At 43.6% G+C, this 21,554-nt stretch carries 18 protein-coding genes, 1 other RNA gene and 1 other annotated feature; of the genes, 2 read left to right on the forward strand and 17 right to left on the reverse strand.

The features are described 5' to 3' along the window. Positions 1-41: 41 nt before the first annotated feature. The 12 genes from pheS to glgX all read right to left on the reverse strand — a co-directional run bounded on the left by pheS (position 42) and on the right by glgX (position 13,001). Complete coding sequence (gene pheS / locus PGR14_RS02245; RefSeq protein ID WP_008371846.1) at positions 42-1,061, reverse strand: phenylalanine--tRNA ligase subunit alpha; 1,020 nt, start codon at positions 1,059-1,061, stop codon at positions 42-44. A gap of 216 nt (positions 1,062-1,277) precedes the next feature. Then, positions 1,278-1,498 (reverse strand) — a binding site (T-box leader). A 124-nt stretch (positions 1,499-1,622) separates the two neighbouring features. After that, the gene (locus PGR14_RS02250; protein WP_082421134.1) at positions 1,623-2,456 is read right to left on the reverse strand and encodes a YihY/virulence factor BrkB family protein; all 834 of its coding nucleotides are present in this window, start codon (positions 2,454-2,456) and stop codon (positions 1,623-1,625) included. Positions 2,457-2,571: 115 nt separating this feature from the next. Continuing rightward, positions 2,572-2,752: non-coding RNA, 6S RNA (ssrS, locus tag PGR14_RS02255), on the reverse strand. 87 nt (positions 2,753-2,839) lie between these two features. After that, on the reverse strand, positions 2,840-3,313 hold the full coding sequence (gene moaC, locus PGR14_RS02260) for a cyclic pyranopterin monophosphate synthase MoaC (protein WP_055246514.1): 474 nt from the start codon (positions 3,311-3,313) through the stop codon (positions 2,840-2,842). Between the two features lie 14 nt (positions 3,314-3,327). Next, positions 3,328-4,263, reverse strand: coding sequence for an MOSC domain-containing protein (locus PGR14_RS02265; RefSeq protein ID WP_055246512.1), 936 nt, complete (start codon positions 4,261-4,263; stop codon positions 3,328-3,330). Between the two features lie 8 nt (positions 4,264-4,271). Further along, entirely contained in the window at positions 4,272-5,246 is a 975-nt protein-coding gene (moaA, locus tag PGR14_RS02270) for a GTP 3',8-cyclase MoaA (RefSeq protein ID WP_044998967.1), read from the reverse strand. An 18-nt stretch (positions 5,247-5,264) separates the two neighbouring features. Continuing rightward, positions 5,265-6,296 carry an XdhC family protein gene (locus PGR14_RS02275; RefSeq protein ID WP_055246510.1) on the reverse strand — a complete coding sequence of 344 codons (1,032 nt, stop codon included), beginning with the start codon at positions 6,294-6,296 and terminating at the stop codon, positions 5,265-5,267. 10 nt (positions 6,297-6,306) lie between these two features. Next, complete coding sequence (locus PGR14_RS02280) at positions 6,307-6,579, reverse strand: hypothetical protein (RefSeq protein WP_055246508.1); 273 nt, start codon at positions 6,577-6,579, stop codon at positions 6,307-6,309. Continuing rightward, positions 6,543-6,887 carry a hypothetical protein gene (locus PGR14_RS02285; protein WP_022220753.1) on the reverse strand — a complete coding sequence of 115 codons (345 nt, stop codon included), beginning with the start codon at positions 6,885-6,887 and terminating at the stop codon, positions 6,543-6,545. Before PGR14_RS02285 ends, PGR14_RS02280 begins: the two co-directional genes overlap by 37 nt. Positions 6,888-6,905: 18 nt before the next feature. Then, the gene (gene thrC, locus PGR14_RS02290) at positions 6,906-8,396 is read right to left on the reverse strand and encodes a threonine synthase (protein ID WP_055246506.1); all 1,491 of its coding nucleotides are present in this window, start codon (positions 8,394-8,396) and stop codon (positions 6,906-6,908) included. 105 nt (positions 8,397-8,501) lie between these two features. Next, positions 8,502-10,820 (reverse strand): VaFE repeat-containing surface-anchored protein, encoded by a 2,319-nt coding sequence (locus tag PGR14_RS02295; RefSeq protein WP_055246504.1) that lies wholly within the window; start codon positions 10,818-10,820, stop codon positions 8,502-8,504. Between the two features lie 96 nt (positions 10,821-10,916). Further along, positions 10,917-13,001: a glycogen debranching protein GlgX gene (gene glgX, locus PGR14_RS02300; protein WP_242859457.1), complete on the reverse strand. Its 2,085-nt coding sequence runs from the start codon at positions 12,999-13,001 to the stop codon at positions 10,917-10,919. A gap of 122 nt (positions 13,002-13,123) precedes the next feature. Between glgX and PGR14_RS02305 the strand changes: the two genes are divergently transcribed. Beyond that, a complete protein-coding gene (locus PGR14_RS02305) occupies positions 13,124-14,020 on the forward strand; it encodes a putative ABC transporter permease (RefSeq protein ID WP_008371868.1) in 897 nt (298 codons plus the stop codon). 105 nt (positions 14,021-14,125) lie between these two features. Here PGR14_RS02305 and PGR14_RS02310 read toward each other — a convergent pair whose 3' ends face one another. The 5 genes from PGR14_RS02310 to pth all read right to left on the reverse strand — a co-directional run bounded on the left by PGR14_RS02310 (position 14,126) and on the right by pth (position 20,968). Continuing rightward, positions 14,126-14,959 carry a PHP domain-containing protein gene (locus tag PGR14_RS02310; protein WP_055246501.1) on the reverse strand — a complete coding sequence of 278 codons (834 nt, stop codon included), beginning with the start codon at positions 14,957-14,959 and terminating at the stop codon, positions 14,126-14,128. Positions 14,960-15,111: 152 nt separating this feature from the next. Then, positions 15,112-15,822: a transmembrane protein gene (locus PGR14_RS02315; protein WP_055246499.1), complete on the reverse strand. Its 711-nt coding sequence runs from the start codon at positions 15,820-15,822 to the stop codon at positions 15,112-15,114. A 46-nt stretch (positions 15,823-15,868) separates the two neighbouring features. After that, positions 15,869-16,912 carry a peptidylprolyl isomerase gene (locus PGR14_RS02320; RefSeq protein ID WP_055246496.1) on the reverse strand — a complete coding sequence of 348 codons (1,044 nt, stop codon included), beginning with the start codon at positions 16,910-16,912 and terminating at the stop codon, positions 15,869-15,871. 113 nt (positions 16,913-17,025) lie between these two features. Then, positions 17,026-20,376, reverse strand: coding sequence for a transcription-repair coupling factor (mfd, locus tag PGR14_RS02325; RefSeq protein WP_055296796.1), 3,351 nt, complete (start codon positions 20,374-20,376; stop codon positions 17,026-17,028). 16 nt (positions 20,377-20,392) lie between these two features. Next, on the reverse strand, positions 20,393-20,968 hold the full coding sequence (gene pth / locus PGR14_RS02330; RefSeq protein WP_055296798.1) for an aminoacyl-tRNA hydrolase: 576 nt from the start codon (positions 20,966-20,968) through the stop codon (positions 20,393-20,395). 151 nt (positions 20,969-21,119) lie between these two features. Here pth and PGR14_RS02335 point away from each other — a divergent pair, with 151 nt between their 5' ends. Further along, a complete protein-coding gene (locus PGR14_RS02335) occupies positions 21,120-21,551 on the forward strand; it encodes an FMN-binding protein (protein WP_055296800.1) in 432 nt (143 codons plus the stop codon). Positions 21,552-21,554: the final 3 nt, after the last annotated feature.

Genomic DNA, 21,554 nt, shown 5'->3' on the forward strand with positions numbered 1-21,554 from the left:
AATCCAGCAGCTCTCCGCGCTGCTCTTTGATTTTGTGCTCACTAGAATTGCTTTAAGAATCTGATATCGTTCTCGTAGAGGAGGCGCATGTCGTCGATCTCGTATTTGAGAAGGGCGATCCTTTCAAGTCCTACTCCGAACGCAAATCCAGTGTATTCTTCCGGATCGATTCCGCACATTTCGAGTACGTGTGGGTGAACCATACCACAGCCAAGGATTTCAATCCATCCTGATCCTTTACAGAAACGGCAGCCTTTTCCGCCACACTTGAAGCATGATACGTCTACTTCTGCACTTGGCTCTGTGAATGGGAAATGATGCGGACGGAATTTTGTCTTGGTATCCGGTCCGAAAAGTTCTTTTGCAAATACTTCCAGAGTTCCCTTCAAGTCAGCAAAGGAAATATTTTTATCGATTACCAGTCCTTCGATCTGATGGAAGGATGGTGAATGAGTTGCATCCACTTCGTCAGAACGGAATACTCGTCCCGGTGCGATCATACGGATCGGGAGCTTGCCCTGTTCCATCACACGTGCCTGAACCGGTGATGTCTGGGTACGAAGCACGATGTCTTTGTTGATATAGAATGTATCCTGTTCATCTTTTGCCGGATGATCTGCAGGAATATTCAGTTTTTCAAAGTTGTAAAGGTCATATTCTACTTCCGGTCCTTCCACAACTTCATATCCCATACCGATGAAGATACGTTCTACTTCTTCCAGAGCGATCGTATTCGGATGACGATGACCTACTGTATTTTTCTTGGAAGGAAGTGTTACGTCAATAACTTCCTGTTTTAATTTTTCTTCACGGATTGCAGCATCCATTTTCTTCTTTGTCTCATCAAGAAGTTCTTCGATAGCAGCTCTTGTCTCATTCACAAGCTGTCCTACCTTCGGACGTTCTTCCGGAGCTACATCTTTCATTCCTTTTAATACGGCTGTCAGTTCTCCTTTTTTACCAAGGAATTTGACACGTACATCATTTAATTTCTCCGGTACATCAGAAGCCTGGATCTGCTTAATGGCTTCCTGTTTGATGCTCTCAAGTCTTTCTTTCATGATATCCTCCTTAAAACTTGTTTTGGCTATTCATTTGCGACTATAACAGGAAATAAAATTTCCTGTGGAAGAAAAAAGAATGTGCTTTGGCACATTCTGGCACCTGCGGCGATCGCTTGTGACATCTTCCTTATACGCCGCAGTGCACATCCTCGCGGAGCGTTTTTATATATTAGGAAAGAACACTTTCCTAATATATAAAAAAAATCGCCCCTAAAAAGGGACGAGATAAATCGCGGTACCACCCTGTTTCCTGCTATTTGAATAACAGGCACTCGGACTGCGTAACGTGCAGGGACGTCGTTTTCTACTTTATTTTCAAAAACGCAGCTCACGTGGGAAATTCGTTTCCTGCCTGAACCGGGGAGAACTTACAGCCGGGGATTCTCCTTCTCTGTCGGAAAACAGTTCACTACTTACACGGTCATTGCTTTTATGATATGTCATATACTTAATTATTGTAACATATGATTTTTTTATGTCAAGCGGTTTTATCTGATAGATTCACCGTTTATCTACGCAAAATCATATTCCGGAACCTGGATGCTGCTTTTTGCAGAACTAATCCTTTTCCAGGATATCCCGCTTTGCATCTACCCAGATACAGTTAATAAGCCCTCCCAGCAGCATCACATACATACAGAAATACAGCCACAGCATCACAAGAATGATCGCCGTCATACTTCCGTACAGACCGGAAAATCCTTTGAAGATTGTCAGGTACATTGAAAAAACAAACGAGATCACCAGCCATCCCAGAGAACAGAAAATAGATCCCAGAATCAAATCCCGGAACGGAAGCTTCCGGTTCGGCAAAAAGTGATATACCAGAAGCGAAATTCCAGTCATAACAACAAATGAAATCACCGTTCTCAAACGCATGATCATATCCGTCGTCTCCGCAAGAAACGGAATTTTGTGATATATAAAAATACTGATATTATTACCAAACACAGAAAGTACCAGAGCCATCACAATTGCTGCAATGAACAGGATCGTATAGATGGATGCCCGGATTCTTAAAAATACATAATTTCGTGTCTCACGAAGCTCATATGCACAGTTCAGTCCTGTACTAACCGCAAGTACTCCTTTACCTGCTGACCACAATGCTACAATCGCAGTAATCGGAATGACCGTCTTCGACTGGTTATATACTTCATTTACAATGCCAACCATAAAATCCTGCATATTTGTCTCCGGAAACAAATTTACCACTGCAGTCATAACATCTGCTTTTGTCACCGGAGTATATTGTATGATAGCAAGAAGCAGCAAAATAATCGGGATCATACTCAGCACAAAAAAATAAGCAGACTGGGCCGCGTATGCTCCCACATGCTTTTGTGACACCTGCCCTGTAATTTCCCGAATCTTGTTTATCGTTTTCATCATATAATAACTCCATTTATCTTATCGGCAGTTTCATTTTTCAAAATAGTTTATCACATTTTCACTTCTTTGAAAACCCAAAAAAACAGTTGCTCTCGCAACTGTCCTTTATCTTTTGTAGTCCCCCGAAATGCCGTTTTCCGTTTTTTGACTCCTAGCACTCCGCTAGGTGGGCGACCGCATCTGCTTTTCTGCCTTCCCCTGCGCAATGAGGGCCTGACATATTACAGAGATATAAGAATCCCGTTTAAAGTATTGTAGGTTCAAAAATACGGAAGTCTCGAACATTCCAGGTTTTCTAAAGCCTATTATAGACCATCAGCCGTGTTTTTTCAACTGTTAATCGTTGAAGATATTTACTTTTTTTACCAGAAATTAAAATACGTTTAACGTACCCATTTCCCGCTTTTTCCACCGGACTTTTCAAGCAGATGGATTTCTCTGATCTCCATTCCCCGGTCAACCGCCTTGCACATATCATAGATTGTAAGAAGAGCGGTATTTACCCCGGTCAGTGCTTCCATTTCCACACCGGTCCTGCCAGTACATGCCGTATGGCAGATTGCCCGGATCCCATGCTCTTCTTCCAGATATTCAAAATCAATCTCGACTTTGGTAAGGTTTAACAGATGGCACAGCGGAATCAGTTCTGCTGTCTTTTTTGCACCCATAATCCCGGCAATTCTTGCTACGCCAAGAACATCTCCTTTTTTCATGCTGCCTTCCTTTACTTTCTGAAAGCATTCTTCCGACATGCGGATCACCCCTGATGCAAGTGCTTCTCTTTTTGTCTCAGCCTTTTCCCCCACATCTACCATCACTGCATTACCATCTTCGTTAAAATGTGTAAATCCACTCATGATTTTTAACCTCTTTATTTTCTGGCACATTCGCCTTCTGTTCCCCGGAGGATTCCAAGCCCATGTCCAAGTTCAAGAAGCAGAAACTCCAGTGCTTCCTGTACTGCTTTGGGACTTCCCGGAAGATTGATGATCAGCGTTTTTTTTCGGATACCTGATACAGCTCTGCTGAACATAGCACGCTTTGTGATCGTCATCGAATAATTCCGGATTGCCTCTGCTATTCCGTTTGCCATCCGGTCACAGACATTTACCGTCGCCTCCGGTGTCCGGTCCCGCTCGGAGAATCCGGTTCCTCCGGTGGTGAAGATCACATTAATCTGTCTCTGATCAGCCAGTCTGATCAGCTCTTTTTCCAGTTTTTTCTGCTCATCCGGTAATAAAATCGTTTCTTTAATATCATATCCGACATCTTTCAACATTTCGACAATCATGGGTCCGCTTTTGTCTTCTCGTTCTCCGGCAGAGCCTTTATCACTTAAAGTAATAACTGCCGCTGAAAATGGACGGTCACTTTTCACCTGTTCCATGACAACTTCATCTCCTACCTTGATATGACCTCCGGTGACGACTTCTGCAAAAACGCCCTCTCTTGGCATAATGCAGTCACCCATTCTCTTATAAATCTGACAATGACTGTGGCATTCTTTTCCAATCTGTGTCATCTCAAGTACCACATCTCCGATATGAAATCTTGTTCCAACCGGAAGCGCGCGAAAATCAAATCCCTCCACGATCAGATTTTCACCAAATGCACCATACGCAACTTCTGCCCCTTTTGCACGAAATTCCTGAATCTTTTCATCGGAAAGCAGACTGATCTGACGATGCCATTTACCACCGTGCGCATCTCCTTCAATCCCCCAGTCCATTTTGACCATGGCTTCACGAACCTCATGTTTTTCGGTTCCTCTCTTTTCACTGATGCAGATTCCCTTCAGTCTTCCCATTTTTATGTTTATCCTCCGATCTGTGACATATTTTTCTGTTCTGTAATAAAATTCTGCTCCTCAAAATGATGCATCTTCGGTTTTCCACGGATCGCCTGTTCGAGACATTTCCGGATTTCTTCTTCCGATCCGTGTCTTGCTGCCTCAAAAACTGAGATAGTATCTGCATAGCACAGACACGCTTTTAACTTTCCGGTTGATGTCATCCGGATCCGGTTACATCTGTCACAGAATTTTCCATGCAATGCACTGATCAGACCGATTTTCCCCTGAAAACCAGGCAGTTGATAATACACAGCAGGTCCGTTCCCAAACCGTCCCTCTAACGGATAAAACTCTCCTTCTATCCCATAAGCTTCTTTCAGTTTTCCAAGCACCCAGGCACCGGAAATGCCATTCTCTGCTCTTCCCTGTCCAATCGGCATCAATTCAATAAAACGGACATCCAGCTTGTTCTTTTTCGCCAACTCTGCCAGACTTTTCCATTCCTCATCATTGACTCCTTTTTGCAGGACCGTGTTGATCTTTACCCGGATCTCGCTTTTTTCTGCCATGAAAATGGATTTTCTGACTCTTTCCAGTTCATCTGCCCCGGTAATCTCCTGATATTTTTCCGGAATCAGTGTATCCAGACTGATATTCACCGCATCCAGCCCCGCTGCAAGAAGATCTTCCAGATTCTCACCCAGAAGAACCCCATTTGTCGTCATTGTTACTTCTTCTGTGCCCGGAATCTGCCGGATCATCCGGATCAGATCTGCACATCCTTTTCTGACCAGAGGCTCCCCTCCGGTAATCTTAAACCTGGTAATCCCGATCCGGACAGCCTCCCTGCAGATTCGTTCAATCTCCTCATAAGTCAGGATTTCTGACATAGGAATCCACTTTGCGCCATCCGGCATGCAGTACCTGCATCGCAGATTACAGCGGTCTGTGATTGAAATTCTCATATATTCAATTGTTCGCCCATAAGAATCTCTCACAGCCTTTTCCATCCTTTCTTAATTCCAGAGTGGTTCCAGTAACACCTCGATCGTACCGCCGCAGACCATGCCTTCTTCCTCCGCATCATCTCCGGTCATATCCACATATTCTGTCTTTAGTCCTGTATTATTTTCATGCATCATGACTCTCGCTTTTCTTAAAACCTCTGCCTCCATACAGCCGCCTCCGATGGTTCCAACACAGTTGCCGTCTTCCAGGATCAGCATCTTGGATCCCACATTTCTTGGTGCAGAACCCTTTCTTGTAATGATCGTTGCAAGCATCTTCTTTCCCGGATGAGCGATATCCAGGATTGCTTCCAGCAAGTCTTCCGGATAACCGCAGACTCTCTTGTTCTGATTCTTTACTTCGATGATTTCCGCCATGATCGCCACACCGATCTCCTCCGGTGTCTCAGCACCGATGTTCAGACCAATCGGACTTTTTATCTCGCCGATTACTTCCTGGCTGCATCCTTTTTCAATCAGATTCTGCTTTACCATCGCACTTCTTCGCCGGCTTCCGATCATTCCGATATAAGCATGTTCCTTCCCAGCGATCTTCTCCAGACAAACCTGATCATATCTGTGACCTCTGGTCAGTACAACAAAATACGTATCCTTGTCTCCTTCGATCTGATCCAAGGCATCTTCAAACGGCTGGCAGATTACTTCCGTTGCCCCCGCATTTCTGGCATGATCGGCAAACTGCGGACGATCTTCAAGAACCGTGACCTTCCATCCAAGCATAATCCCGATTTTGATCACCGGCACCGATACGTGACCACCGCCACAAATGACCAGATGCTCCTGCCCTCCAATTATATCACAAAACACCTGCTGCTCTCTGATTTCATAAAGTCCGCACTTTTTCAAGTCTCCTGCTTCTGAAAAATGTGCTGAAAAGAAACCGTTTTCTTTACTTTCCCAGATTATTTTTTTCTCTGCCAAAATTGCTTTTTCTCCGGCTGCGGATCCTTTTGCCACTGTCAAAAGAACGTAATCCCCCGGCTTTGGTAAATCTTTTAATATCTCAAATACATTTTCCATCAAATCTCATCTACCCTACTACATATTTATTCAGTCTGTCAAATGCTTCTTTTAATACGGTTCCATCCTGAAACGGATCGGAATCTTCCGGCATTTCATCTCTCGCATGACATTTTCTTTTATCCCCATCACATTTTCTCTGCCATGCAATACTTTTATTGTAACAAATTTTTCCGCCAAATGAAATAAGAAGGTGCAGCTCTTTTTGTCTGCACCTTCCCTTTTCCTTTATTTTGTGATCTGATTTTAAAAATACTTTGCATTCAGCTTTTTGACTGTCCATGCAAACCATACCAGTACTGCAAGTACCAGCACTAACATCACCCAGAATAATTTTCCTGTACTCTGCACATAAGTATTATACAGATCTTCTGCGCCGTACAAGATCAGCACTACCGCAAGCACAAGAAGCTTCGGTCCTGCTGCTGCCCTGTATGCTTCCTTATCCTTACACTTCTTTATATTCGTATCTTTTGGTACAAGAATTGATGTATTGATGATTCCTTTGAATTTAAGTTGAAACCATGCATACAGGCTATACAATCCCGCCCCAATACCAATGATCCCGAAAATTCCTTCCATTCCGTTCATTCTTTTGCCTTCTCCTGTCTATTTTACGCCAAGAATATTCTTAACAGTCTGCTCCATCTGATCCACATCACATTCCGTATTGTGACGGATCTCGGCATTCATGATCTCTTTGATGGCATTCGGAAGCTCTGTACCGGATACTTTCTGAAGCTCCTCGATCAGTTTGAAATCATCCTGTCCTTTATACTTCGAATCGATCGCTGACATAACGCTTCCTGCAAATTTGTATGGACTTGCTGTGGATGCGATTACTGTCTTTCTGTCATCTTTACTGTCTTCTCTGTAAGCTTTATACACCGTTGCAGCTACCGCCGTATGGGTATCCATTACATAACCGGTATCTTCGTATATATCATGGATTGTCTTTGCGACCTGCTCTTCTGTCGCATATCCTGCCGCAAAATCAGCCAGGTTTGCTTTCATCTCACCTGTAATCGCGTAACTTCCCTTTGTCTTCAGCTCAGTCATAAGATCCGTATCTTTTCTTGCATCTTCTCCTGAGATCTTGTAGATCAGACGCTCTAAGTTGCTGGAGATCAGAATATCCATAGACGGAGATGTTGTAAGAACAAATTCACGGTTACGGTCATAAGTTCCTGTCTGGAAGAAGTCATAGAGAACTTTGTTCTCATTGGATGCACAGATCAGCTTTGCAATCGGGATTCCCATATTCTTTGCGTAGTATGCAGCCAGAATATTTCCAAAGTTACCGGTCGGTACAACTACATTGATCTCTTCATCTTCCGCAATCTCTTCATTCTGAAGAAGCTTCGCATAAGCATATACATAATATACAACCTGCGGAACCAGACGTCCGATATTGATGGAGTTGGCAGATGAGAACTGGTAGCCTGCTTCATTTAACTCTTTTTCCAGCTCTTTGTTCTCGAACATTGCCTTCACACCGCTCTGTGCGTTGTCAAAGTTACCGTGGATCGCAACAACAGAAGTATTGTCTCCTTTCTGTGTTACCATCTGCAGCTCCTGTACGCGGCTGACTCCGTTCTTCGGATAGAATACGATGATCTTGGTTCCTTCTACATCTGCAAATCCTGCAAGTGCAGCTTTTCCTGTATCCCCGGATGTTGCAGTCAGAATGACGATCTCATTCTTCACCTGATTTTTCTTTGCAGAAGTAGTCAGAAGGTGCGGAAGAATGGAAAGTGCCATATCTTTGAATGCGATCGTTGCTCCGTGGAACAATTCCAGATAATAAGCATCCTCCACCTTCGCAAGCGGTGCAATCTCTTCGGTATCAAACTTACTGTCGTAAGCCTTTGCGATACAGCTCTTCAGCTCTTCTTCTGTAAAGTCTGTCAGGAATTCCTTCATAACTGTATATGCGATTTCCTGATAGGTCATCTCTTTGAGCTCACCAAGCGACACCGGAAGCTTCGGAATCGAAACCGGTACAAATAATCCGCCGTCATCTGCCAGCCCTTTTAAGATTGCCTGGGAAGCTGTTACTGTCTTTTCTGCATCTCTTGTACTCTTATAAAGTAAATTCATGGTTCTCCACCCTTCTTATTCTTTCTGATTCACTTCAGCAATCTGCTAAAGTATTTTCCTATTTAGCGATTATAGCATAAGAACCTTTCAAGTGCAATGCCATCCTTATCTGCGTTTCCACATTCGTCCCCACATCCGGCTCAGAAGAAAACACAGGAGCAGTGCCCCGGTCAGAATAACACCGATCAGAAATACCAGAATCTTTACATAAGATCCATCTCCTGTTGCAACCGTCTTTGCTTTCTCAGTTTCCTTTGGCTTTTCCGGACTTTCCGGTTTTTCCTCTTCTACCTGCTTTTCCTTTTTATAGGTTACACTCTGTCCTTCGTCCTCCAGATCTGCGTGCACTGCAACCAGCTTCTCTTCCAGATACACTTCCTCAAATACAACAACCTGTTCTCCGTTAAGCTTCGTTGCATCAAACGTAAATTCCATCTGAAGTTCTCCGGAATCTGTATCCGGGATCAGCTTTTTCTCTACTGTTACTTCTTTTCCATCCTGTAGAACCGGCTCTTTGGTCTCCTTATTCATTAGTGTGCCTTTAACTACATATTCTTTTCCAATCTCCAGATTTTTCCATTTTACCTGATCTATGACCGTTACCTGTTCTGTCCGTTTCCCGTTATGCGTTCCCGTTTCCCGGTCAGATGCTCTTGTCCCGATCTCCGGTACGGGATGTTCATCATTTGTCAGTGTCCCCAGATCAATTACTCGCATTTCCTTTGTTACTTCCACCTCAAACGCAGGAATCAGCATCCGGTCTTCATTATTTTTACAAGACAGTTCTTCCACCAGATACGTTCCATAAGGAAGCGCTCCTCTTGTATTATCCGGAGTTCCTTCCCCGAACCAGATCCCATCTTCACTTGTTTCCCCCTTATTCGTGTTGACCGTATGCAGATTCCAGTACGCACCGGTCGAAGCCTCCCCGTTTTTGTCTGTCCGGATCACATGGCTCTCCCCAGTTGCCTGCGATGTGATCCGAAATGGGATATCCGCCAGTCTTTTCAAGGTTTTATCTGCCGCTTTCACCAGCTTTAAATCCCCACGGATGAGCTTTTCCTTTATTTCCACTGGATTCCATATTTTCAGGGCTTTATAGCTTCCATTTTGCTCCGTTCCAGTCCTGATACAATGTGTAACGGTGTCCACCAGATACCCTTCCGGCGCATGCATCTCCCATACCGTAATCGTTCCAAGCGGAAGCTCGTTATTTTCAAAAAACGGATCTCCGCTGATCAGGTGCGCCTCATCCATACGGACCACACCATCCGCATCCGACTTCAGCTTCCAACTCCTGAGCGGCACCTTCACACCGATCTCATTTTGATTGTCAAAAATGCTATCAAAAAATGCCACATGAAATTCAGCTCCCGCAAGAGAAAGTCCTGCCTGCGCCTGCCCTTTCCCTGTTTCCGCATCCTGCTTCCGGATCAAAATTTCCACCTTTGTCTTTTCCGGTTCATCCTGACACTCATAGGTCACGGTCTGTCCGGCATTCACCGTGATCTGCCGTATCTTTGTGTCCAGTACATAGCCTTTCGGTGCTTTAGTCTCTTTGATGTCATAGGAACCCTCCGGCAGATTTTCTGCCTTCCCATATCCTTTCTTGTCTGTCCGGATTACGCAGACTGCCTCGGATGTCCCACTTTTACAGACGGTATACTCTGCCCCTTCCAGTGAGTAGAGCTGATTATCAGCCGTAATCTCTGACCTTGCAGAGCTCTTCATGATCTCCAGGCTTCCATTATGGGTTGTCTTAAAAAGATATATCGTTGATCTGGATTTTGCCACAAGCTGTGAAATCTGATTACCACTCGACGGGATAGATGCCGAATGCCAGAACCGGTTATCGTTGCTATTATCTCCCCAGAAAAATCCGATATGGCAGTCTGCATCTTCTTCCTCCCAGGAAACCGGCTCAAAATAGATCACATCTCCTTTTTGCGCTTTTCCGCCCGCAAGCAGTTCCTCAATGGTGTTGTAATGATAGGATTCCACGGCATTGTCTGTCATCCAATGAAACCAGTTGCTCGCATTGACCTTGCCGCCACGAAGACTTCCTTTGTCAATTCCTGACAGATCCGCTCCACATTTTTCCAGAACATAAGCGACAAACCCGGTACAGTTCATTGCCCCATTTCCACCGTAGGCTCCGTTCGGACGCATGCAGTTCTCTGCTGTCAGAGGATATCCGCTGTAAGGCGTTCCCAGATAATAACCGTCCTTTTCGTGTTTTTTTAACTCCTCAAGCACTTTTCCCGGCTCTGCTCCTAATTTTTCATCAAGTTTTACAATCGTTTCTTTCTTTGCGATTCTCTCTGCTGAGTTTGCAGATACGACAGGCATACTGCTGCCCGACAATGATACTACCGCCAGAATCACACTTAGTATTCCGGCAAAATGATTCTTCATATATTTCATAAAAGTTTCTCCTTCTGCCTTTTCAGGTCAGAAAAGAGAATATAAAAGACGAGTACCCTTACTATAAAGGAAGAGTACCCGCTTGTCAATAGTATTTTATTGTTGATCTGCCTCCAGAACGATCACACTTCTCGGTCCCACAAGAATTCTTTCCTCCGAAATCCGTACCGGATTCTGATAAATTTCCTGCTTTTTATCTCCAGTATTTGCCGCCACATGCCAACTATATCCGCCAGGAAGTTGTGGAAGTTCTACCCAGACATCTTCCCAGTATGGATTCATCAGAAGATACACACAGTCTTCTTTTACCATTTTGTTATCATATCCGGCAAACATGACTGCCGCCGTCCGGATCTCCGGTCTGGAAAAATCCAGTTTCCACGGCACTTCACCGTGAAAGCTGATCTCCGGAAATCCAAGACTGCTCGCCCCTGCATCTCCTGTGATCGACGGATGCCGTTTCCGAAATGCCGTCATATAAGCACAAAAATCAAATACATCCTGAAACTTTTCTTTTCTTGTCCAGTCCAGCCAGGAAATCTCGTTATCCTGACAGTAGGCATTATTATTCCCGAACTGAGTATTGCCAAACTCATCACCTGCAAGGAACATCGGTGTCCCTCTGCTGCAAAGCAGGACCGCAAAAGCATTTTTCATCATCCGGTGGCGCAGTTCAACAACCATCACCTGATCAGTGTCCCCCTCTGCCCCACAGTTCCAGCTCCGGTTATCGTCACTTCCATCAAGATTTCCCCATCCATTAGCCTCATTATGCTTCTGGTTATACGAATAAAGATCATACAGGGTAAATCCATCATGGCAGGTCAGGAAATTCACAGAAGCATGTTTTCCGCGGATTCTGGTATCATAAATGTCCGGAGAACCGGCAATTCTCTGAAGCGCTGCTCCTGCTGCCCAAAGTCCCCCTTTTAAATATTCCCGCACGTCATCCCGGTATCTTCCGTTCCATTCTGACCATCTGCGGAATGCCGGAAAACTTCCGACCTGATAAAGTCCGCCGGCATCCCACGCCTCCGCGATCAGCTTTGTGTCTGCAAGCAGCGAATCATAGGCAAGATTCTTTACGAGTGGTGGATTTTCCATCGGTGACCCATCCTCATTTCTTCCCAGGATCGAGGCAAGATCAAACCGGAAGCCGTCCACCCGGTACTCTGCCACCCAGTATCGCAGACAATCCTGGATCATTTTGATCACCACCGGATGATTACAATTCACAGTATTTCCACAGCCACTGAAATTATAATATTTTCCATCGGGTGTCAACATATAATAAATCTGATTGTCAAATCCTTTAAACGAAATAAACGGTCCGCATTCATTTCCTTCTGCCGTATGATTAAACACCACATCCAGGATTACTTCAATCTGGTTATCATGCAATTCCCGGATCAGTTCTTTTAATTCTACTCCTTCCCGGTTGTATTCCGTTGATGCTGCATAGCTCGTATTCGGCGCAAAAAAGCTGACCGTATTATACCCCCAGTAATCAATCAGTTTCTTTCCATCAACCTCACGGCTCCCCTGCAGTTCATCAAATTCAAAGATCGGCATTAGCTCCACCGCATTAATCCCCAGTGTTTTCAGATAAGGAATTTTTTCTTTGATTCCGGCAAAGGTTCCAGGATGACGGACACTTTTGTCCATCTTCGTGAATCCCCTGACATGCATCTCATAGATGATCAGTTTTTCCATCGGGATCTTATCTGGCTTTTCACTGCCCCAGAAGAAATTATTCCGGACTACTCTGGCACGATATCCCCCTGTATTTAGTGCTTTTCCCCATACACTCTGCCCGGTAACTGCCTTTGCATACGGATCCAGTAAAATATGCTTTTTATCAAACAGCAGACCTTCCTTTGGTTTCCACGGTCCGTCCAGCCTGTACGCATATTCAAATTCTTCAATATCCAGTCCGAATACCATCATGGAAAATACATCCCCGATCCGGCAGTTTTCCGGGAATGGGATCACCGCATAAGGTTCCGGTTCCTTTCTGTGAAACAGAAGAAGTTCACATGTCACAGCCCCTTTTGAATGCACTGTAAAATTAACTGCCGACTGAAATGCAGTCGCACCCTCATCACGATACAGTCCGGGACAGATTTCAAATCCATTTACATTTTCTGTCGGAACCCATCTTGGCATCATTTCTTCCAGCATTTTACCAGCTCCTTCCATGTCATGTTTTCAGTATAGCACATTTTTCCGTTTACACATCTTTCCTTTCTGTATATAATATAAAGGATTACATATTTTTTGCAGCAGACTCAAGGAGGTTTTTTATGACTGCACAGCATCTATATTATTTATTTCAGTGCTTCTTTATATATGCCTTTTTAGGCTGGTGTACAGAAGTTGCGTTTGCCGCTTTTAAAGAACGTCGTTTTGTCAACCGTGGATTCTTAAATGGCCCGATCTGTCCGGTATACGGTTTCGGCGTGGTTGCAGTCATTCATTTTCTGACACCGCTTCGTTCCAACCTGCTCCTGCTATATCTCGGAAGTGCTATTCTTGTTACTGCAATCGAATGGCTGACCGGGTTCATTCTCGAAAAGGTTTTCCATAACAAATGGTGGGATTATTCTAATATGCCGCTCAATCTGAATGGATATGTGTGCCTTTTGTTTTCTCTGATCTGGGGAGTGTTCTGTGTTTTCATCGTAGATGTATTCCATCCACTGATTGACACACTGCTCTCACACATTCCTTTCCTTGTCGGTATCATTCTTGTATGTATTCTGGTGATTGCCGGACTTGCCGATCTCTATGTAACAGCATCCGGTATCCTGAAGCTCAATAAACGTCTTGAAAAAATGCAGGCCATTGCAGACGAACTTCATCAGATTTCCGACAAGCTTGGTGAATCAATCTACAAGCGTACCATTACAGCTATGGAAAAACAGGAAGAGTTCAAAGATACTGTATCTGAGAAGCAGGAAGAATTTAAATCTGCTATTTCCGAAAAACAGGAAGCAATTTCAGACACTCTTGCCGATGTTTCTGACGAAGTAAAAGAACGGATTGCTCTTCTTCGCAGAAGCTACCTGGAAAATGTCAAAGCAACTTCTCATATGCAGAAGCGTATCATGAAAGCTTTCCCGAAAATGCAGAGCCGCAACTACAAAGAATCCTTTGAAGATCTTAGAAACAAACTGAAGGAAATGTCTCTCAAAAAATAACAGGTTATAAAAAATCCATCTGGTTTTCTTTTAAAAAAAGAAATCAGATGGATTTTTTATCTTTAAAATTATGATGTGAGTATCAAAAGTAAATTTTGCCACTCACTAATGTTTCCTCTTGATCTTGTCCAGATACGGAATCTCGATTGGATCGATTGCATCAAGTGGCTGTTCTTTATTGATCTTCTTTTTGCGTGTGTGCTTTTTCAGAAGTGCACCACCCCGGTTATAAAACCAGAAAGAAAAGATCAGAAGTTTATTGAATTTTCCAATTTTGTCTTTTGTCGTCTTCGTGTAATACTCCCCACCGGACTGGATCTCTCCTTTTTTCCTGATCTGCCGGATCAGATCCAGCTCTGTCTCAATCCGTACCGGAAATTCCGTATACCCCATGCCGACGCAGTCCAGCTTATGCGCATCACTTCCTCCGGTTCCCGGTTTTCCATATTTTTCAGCAAGATACTTTGCCCCTTCATTGGACTGTGGTGGCTCACATGCATTGAAAGTCTCTATAAAATCAAATTTTTCAATCAACTCCGGAGATTTCTGCCATCTTTTCGTATTCGTAAAACTCAGATACTTTTCCCCACACGGATGTGCCGGTCCACAGATTCCTCCATTGTGATGCACAAAATCAATCAGCAGCGAAAGCGGAAGCCCTCTCAGCTCCAGAAGGCGCATCTTTACTCCCTGTGGCATAATGATCAGAATGTGTCCCGCATCCAGTGTATCATACTCTATTCCTTTCAATACGACAAAATCTTTGTATTTTCTCCCTTTGATCGTATTCTTCCAGTGCCGATATCCATTATAGGTGTCATGATCTGTAACCAGCATTCCGCCAATGCCTTTAGACTGCAGCTTTTTAATAAATTCTTCAATCGGCACTTTGCTGTCAATTGATCCTTCTCTTACATGACAATGCATATCTATCTTCATATTTTCATCTCCAGATCTTATATCGTTGATACTATTTTTATTATACCTCTTTTTTTATAACGCTGCAAGAAATACCGGTTTCTTCCAGCCATTCCTGATCAGATACAAAAGAGGATGTATCACATTCTGATACATCCTCTCATCCATCTTATCTATTCTTCATCCTCGTCATCATCATCATCCAGATCGATCAGCATGGTTCTTGCCATCTCTATTTCTTCTTCTTTTGATGTTTCTTTCTTGATCGCATTTGCTCTTCGAACCTGCTTCTTGTTGATCTCACTTGACTTCATGATAAACTGGATCACGATTCCGATAAATGTAATCCCAATCGAAATGATCCACATGAAAATCACATTTTTCAGACCTGCCAGATCATAGATCATCATTCCTGCTCCAAAACCGCCTGCTAATGCCGTCGCAATAATCACAAACGGTTCAAACCAGATCATCGCAAGGATTGCGAAAATCAGTCCGACTGCTCCGCAGACTGCCAGCATGATCCAGTTTCCCGCATTTGTAATCGCAAGTACTGTGCCAGCCATTCCCAGAAAGCATACCCAGAAAGCTCCGAATTTCTTAAATACACTGTTCAGTATTGCAAAAACCAAACCCGCAACTCCGGCTGCGATCAGTACCGGAACAGCTTCCAGTCCCATAAGATATGTCACGGCAAATCCAAGCAATGCCCCTGCAACAAATCCAATCACTGCATTCCAGACACGGATCAGCTTCAAACCTAAAATTCCAATGAAAACTGATATAACAATTGATACCGCCGAAACAATCACGGCTTCTTTTCCTGCTATAAATACCGCACTGTTTCCCATGATATCCTTCAATACTATACCTATTGATTCCATCCTAATCTCTCCTCCTGTCGTACTTTCCTGTTGTTAAGTCAGACGCTTATTTTGATGAAGAGTCTGAAGATGTATCTGTATCTTCGGTCGTGCTCTTAACCGTTACGCCCTGATCAGCAAAACTGATCGTATTCCATACTTTTTTATGTACTTTAATATCCGTTTTCTTTTTCCATTTCTTACAAATTGACTGATACTGGTCACTCTTTCTCTGTGATACAATGGACTCTTTCTTGGTATCCGTTGCATCACGGTCAAGAAGGCTGACTACTTTTGCAACATAATAGCCATTGTCTGCTTCGATCACGTCTGTTACTTCGCCTTCTTTTAACTTATCAGCAGCTTTGATCAGATCTTCGTTTGGCGATGTCGTATCCGAGTCAAATGTCAGATCGGTGGCTGATGCACCTACTGCTGTTGCAAATACAGAAAAATCTTCTGCCGAAGCCGCATCTTTCTGGAAATCTTCTGCTTTCTTTTTCACTTCTGCTTTTTCGTCATCTGACATATCTGTCGATTTTCCATCACTGCCCGTTGTCTTTGTAGAGAACAGCACATACTGCATTTTCTTCTGTGCTGCTTCCTCATCGGATACATTCGTATCTACATCCGCAGTCATGGCAGTTTCCATCTTCTTCTGAAGTGTCAGAAGTTCCAGTACTTTCTTTACCGTCTTTTCATCGCCCGATACTGTATCTTTTGCAGCACTGTCATTGCTGTCAGTAAATTTCTTCGCAGCATCCTCGATGCTTTTTTCCTCATCATCACTTAGCGAAACTTTATAATCATCCTTGTGCTCATCCAGAACATACATTTCTTCCAGAGAATCCATGATTGAATCCTTATAATTCTCTTCATAAGTCTTTCCGTCTGTAACTTCTTTTCCCCAAAAATTATCTCCCAGATAACTGCTATATGTTGTTTCAAACTGCGCCTGCTGATATCTTGCAAAAAAGTTCGCCACATCTGCAGTCACTTTCTCATCTCCGACTTCTACCACTGTATCCTGTCCGTTAAACTTGCTTCCACATCCGTTTAAAGATGCAATGCAGGCAACTGCCAGTATACAGGCAACCACTCTTTTTTTCATTTATAAAATTTCCTCCTTGATCTTCTCTCCATTGTACACACTTCTTCACTATGCACTCGTATAGTATATCTTTTTTTTACCTTACTGGCAATCTTTTTCATAAAAAATACACATTATTCTTCGACAAGTCCCTGTATATCTTCGACAATTTTTCCTGCATTTTCAAGAATCTGCTCTGCTTTTTCTTTTTTATTTTTCCGAAGTTTACAATAAATAAAATATGGATTTTCTGCATCTGTCTTAAATGTCAGTTCTCCCTTATATTTTGCCAGCAGTTCCGGAATCTTTGCTACATTTACCCTTGCCTTCTCATACATGGTAAATTTGTATTCATCGCCTTTTTGCTCTACCGAAATCACATAAGCCGCATGTGCTTTCGCCTTCAGCTGCGCGATCATCAGAAGTTGCTGCACCTTGCGTGGCGGATCGCCGAAACGGTCAATCAGTTCTTCTAGCATATCTTCCTGTTCTTCTTCTGTCTCAATTGCTGCGATCCGTTTATAGATATCCAGTTTCTGATACTCATTCGGAATATAAGATGCCGGAATATAAGCATCAATATTCAGATCCACGGTTGTCGCATAGGTTTCTTCCGGGATCTCTCCCTTCAGGTGACGGACTGCCTCACTTAACATCTTACAGTAAAGATCGTATCCCACTGCATCCATATGTCCATGCTGTTCCTCCCCAAGCAGGTTTCCTGCCCCACGGATTTCCAGATCCCGCATGGCGATTTTTACACCAGAGCCAAGATCTGTAAACTCACGAATTGCCGAAAGACGTTTTTCTGCAACCTCCCGGAGCATTTTGTCTCTTCTGTACAAAAGAAATGCATATGCCATACGGTTCGATCTTCCAACTCTTCCACGTAGCTGATAAAGCTGGGAGAGCCCCATCCGATCTGCATCATGGATGATCATGGTATTGGCATTGGAAATGTCAAGACCGGTCTCGATGATCGTCGTCGATACCAGAACATCAATTTCTCCATTGATGAAATCGTACATAATATCTTCTAACTTGTGTTCCCGCATCTGCCCGTGTGCATATGCCACATTTGCATCCGGCACAAGTTTCTGGATCTTCGCTGCCATTTCAGCTATATCCTGGACACGGTTATAGACATAGTACACCTGTCCCTGGCGGGAAATTTCTCTTTCGATTGCCTCCCGGACCATCTCATCATTCTCCTCCATCACATAGGTCTGGATCGGCATCCGGTCAACTGGTGCTTCTTCCAGCACACTCATGTCACGGATTCCGATCAGACTCATATGAAGCGTTCGGGGAATCGGTGTTGCCGTAAGTGTCAGAACATCAATATTTTCCTTCAGCTTTTTGATCTTTTCTTTATGCTGTACTCCAAAACGCTGTTCCTCATCAATGATCAGAAGTCCCAGATCTTTAAATGCCACATCCTTACTCAATACCCGGTGGGTTCCGATGATGATATCAACCTGTCCCTTTTTCAAATCTTCGATCGTTTTTTTCTGTTGTGCAGGTGTGCGGAAACGGCATAACAGATCCACCCTTACCGGAAATTCTTTCATCCGTTGCACAAAAGTGTTGTAATGCTGCTGTGCAAGAATCGTAGTAGGGACCAGATAGACAACCTGCTTGTTCTCCTGCACTGCCTTGAATGCTGCCCGGATTGCAATCTCTGTCTTTCCAAATCCCACATCCCCACAGATCAGACGGTCCATGATCTTTGGACTTTCCATATCCCGTTTTGTTGCCTCGATTGCAAGTTGTTGATCCTCCGTTTCCTCAAACGGAAACATTTCTTCAAATTCTTTCTGCCAGACCGTGTCCTTTTCATAGACAAATCCTTCTTTGGACTGCCGTACTGCATAGAGTTCCACCAGATCTTTGGCAATCTGCCAGACTGCTGTCTTTACCTTGCTCTTCGTGCGATGCCATTCCTGTCCTCCAAGTTTGTTAAGTTTCGGCTTTTTAGCATCTGCACTGGCATACTTCTGGATCTGGTCAAGCTGTGTGGCAAGAATATAAAGATTTCCACCATCAGCATACGAAATCTTCATATAATCCTTTGTCACCTTATCAACTTCTATCTTTTCAATTCCCCGGTAGATTCCAAGTCCATGATTCTCATGCACTACATAGTCTCCCGGTTTCAGATCCGAAAAGCTGCTTATTTTCTGTCCATCATAACTTTTTCGTTTCTTTTTCTTCTTTGTCTTTCCAAAAATATCTGACTCAGATATGACAATAAATTTAATCATCGGGTACTCGTATCCGACTTCTATATGCCCGTAGCATACCATGATCTCCCCTGGATTCACTTCACGTTCCTGATCCTCACTGTAAAAACTGCTCAGATCATAATCACGTAGATCCTCTGCCAGACGTTTTGCCCTTGTTCTGGACCCAGAAATCAGAACCGCCCGGTATCCGTTCCTTTTCAGTCTTTTGAGATCCTGTGTCAGCATCTCAAAGCTGCTGTTATACGGGTTAACGCTTTTTGCCTGGATCCCAAACCGCTTTTTCACAAAAAATGGCTTACATTTCATTTCCAGAGCACACATCCCGATCATACAGAATTTGTTCAGAAATTTTATAATTTCATCAGTCGTAAAAAATTCCGGAGCTTCTTCCATTTCCCCGGTCCTTTCCATTTCTTCTGCACGGTTCTCTCTCGCTTTTTCCACTTCATTTTCTGCCAGACGCCCTTTTTCCAGAAGCCTTGCTGGTTCATCCAGGAACACCAGGGTGTCCTTCGGATCAAAGTAGTTGATAAAAGAAACTTTCCGGTCACTTCCCAGTCTGTCATCTGCCGGATAAATAACGATCTGTTCCAGATTCTCTACAGATCTCTGGCTGTCCACGTCAAAAGTCCGTATTGAATCCACTTCATCTCCCCAGAATTCAATACGGATCGGCAATTCCTCGGTAAGTGGGTAAATATCAATGATCCCACCACGAACTGCAAACTGCCCCGGACCATCCACCTGGGCTTCCCTGTCATATCCAAGTTTTATGATCTTCTCCTTCAGCGATTCAAATTCCAGCGCCTCCCCATTGGAAATGGTCAGAATGTCCCCTTTTATTTCTGCTTCCGATGGCAGTTCATCCATGAATCCGTCAATCGTTGTAATGACCGTAACCTGGCTTTTTGCCTCCATCATCATCTGCAAGGTTTCCATCCGCTGTTTGACCAGCTGTTTTCCGTGGATATCTGCCTGATAAAAAAGGAGATCCTTTGCCGGATAATAGCTGGTATTTTCATTTAAAAAACGATATTCTTCGTATAATTTTTTTGCTTTATCTTCACTGGAAAGAACGATCAATGTATGCCCATAATCTTTTCCAAGCGCATACATCAAATGCGTTTTCTGTGATGTCACACACCCGGAAAGAAGCAGCATGCCCGGTTCCCGTCCACGCTCTTCATAGATTTCTTCAATCTCTGCCAGTTCAGATAAAGGAGCCGTAAGTGCATGCATCGCTTTTTGCCTCCTCTTATTCTTTCTTTTTCTGGTTATATTCGTTCATTGCCTGATCGATTGCTCCCTGCAAGATCAGAGCAGAAGCTTCACAGGCAAGATCATATCCTTCTTCCATAAGTACACGGTCCTCTTTGGAAAATTTTCCAAGAACATAATCAGCAAGATCATATCCTTTCGGTTTTTCTCCCACACCTACCTTGATCCGTGGAAACACACTGGTTCCAAGATTGGCAATGATATTTTTGATTCCGTTATGTCCACCGGCACTTCCTTTTCTGCGGATCCTGAGTTGTCCGACTTCCAGACTGATATCATCATAAATTACAAGAAGTTCTTCTTCCGGATCGATCTTGTAATATTCCACCAGACTACGGATACTCTCTCCACTCAGGTTCATATAAGTCTGCGGCTTCACAAGAAGCACTTTCTGTCCCTCGATCACTCCTTTTCCGATGAGGGCACGGTGTTTTTTAGTATCGACTGCTATCTGGTATTTCTCCGCCAGGCGGTCCACCACATCAAATCCAACATTATGTCTTGTCCCCTGATACTTTTCATCCGGGTTTCCAAGTCCTGCAATTATAAACATTCTATTCACCTCTGCTTTTTCTCTTTCCTGATTCTACTAAATCCTTTCTCTTTTGTCACGCATTTCTCATGCATAAACTATTTTTTCTTTTCATATAGTTTATTAAGCGGCATAACCTGCCGAAATTCCATACTGCCTAAGGAGGTTCTTTATGAATTCCAAAACAAAAATCATCGTACTTCACATGAAAGAAATTATCTATACTGTTATTTTTGCCACTTTAGGTATTCTCATCCTCTGCCTTTTATTCTTTATGTTCTCCGGAGACCGGCATTCCTCTGTATCCGACAAAAAATATACTCCCGGCGTTTATACCTCTTCTTTTACACTCGGAAATGAAGATCTGGAAGTGGAAGTTTCTGTCTCTGACACCTCTATCAATTCCATCCGCATTTCCAATCTAAGTGAGACGGTAACTGCCATGTATCCTCTTCTTCAGCCATCTCTTGAGAATCTGGCTGACCAGATCTGTAAATCCCAGTCCCTTGATCATCTTACGCTTTCAAGTGACAGTCCCTATACTTCTCAGCTTCTTCTCAACGCCATCCGTGATGCGCTCAAAAAAGCTGCGGCAACCAACTGATGC

Source organism: Coprococcus sp. AF99-45 (assembly GCF_027663865.1).
GTDB lineage: Bacteria > Bacillota > Clostridia > Lachnospirales > Lachnospiraceae > Allocoprococcus > Allocoprococcus comes.